The sequence below is a fragment of the Propioniciclava sp. genome (genome assembly GCF_029977985.1).
Classification (GTDB): domain Bacteria; phylum Actinomycetota; class Actinomycetes; order Propionibacteriales; family Propionibacteriaceae; genus Propioniciclava.
This window is the reverse complement of the sequence record NZ_JARKOT010000072.1, coordinates 1-1,029: the sequence shown is the minus strand read 5'-3', so window position 1 is coordinate 1,029 and position 1,029 is coordinate 1. Positions and strand designations below refer to the sequence as shown.

The following is a 1,029-nucleotide window of genomic DNA, read 5'->3' as shown; positions in this document are numbered from 1 at the left end:
TGGCGGGCATCACGAACCCCGCCTACAGGCAGCTGTGTCTCGAACAGGGCGCCGGGCTGTACGTCTGCGAGATGATCACGTCCCGCGGCATCGTCGAGCGCAATCCCAAGACCCACGCGATGCTGCGGTTCGCGCCCGGCGAGTCGGTGCGCTCGGTGCAGTTGTACGGCGTCGACCCGGCCACGATGGCCCGCGCGGCCCACCTCTTGTGCGAGGACTTCGGCGTCCACCACATCGACATCAACCTGGGCTGCCCGGTCCCCAAGGTGACGCGGCGCGGCGGGGGCGGCGTGCTGCCGTGGAAGCTCGACCGGACGGCCGAGTTGCTGGCCGCCACGGTGCGGGCGGCTGACGCCCACGGCGTCCCTGTGACCATGAAGACCCGCCTCGGCATCGACGCCGACCACCTCACCTACCGCGATGCCGGCCGCATCGCCCATGACGCCGGCATCGCGGCGGTCGCCCTCCACGGGCGGACGGTCCAGCAGGCGTACGCGGGGCAGGCCGACTGGGACGCCATCGCGATCCTCGCCGGCGAACTCGACATCCCCGTCCTCGGCAACGGCGACATCTGGGAGGCATCGGACGCCCTGGCCATGGTCGAGCAGACGGGGTGCGCCGGCGTCGTCATCGGGCGCGGCTGCCTCGGCCGCCCGTGGCTGTTCCGCGACCTCGCCGACGCCTTCGCCGGCCGTGACACCCGCCAACTGCCGACGCTCGGTGAGGTGGCGCGCATGGTGCGCCGCCATGCCGAGTTGCTGGCCGAGATCCACGGCGAACGCCACGGCCTCACCGACCTGCGCAAGCACATGGCCTGGTACTTCAAGGGTTTCCCGGTCGGCGGCGAGCTGCGCCGCGGCCTCGCGACCGTCTCGAGCTTCGCCGAGCTCGACGCCCTCATCGCTCAGGTGGATGCGACAGCCGGTTTCCCGGTGGCTGAGCTCGGCACGCCGCGCGGACGCCAAGGGACGCCGCGCGACAAGGTCACGCTGCCGTACGGCTGGCTCGACAGCAGGACCCTCGGCGATG

At 72.0% G+C, this 1,029-nt stretch carries 1 protein-coding gene; it reads left to right on the top strand.

The genetic code is table 11. From position 1 onward, the window contains the following. Positions 1–1,029, top strand: a 1,029-nt coding sequence (dusB, locus tag Q1K57_RS04420; RefSeq protein ID WP_300079405.1) for a tRNA dihydrouridine synthase DusB, incomplete at both ends; no start/stop codon positions are given.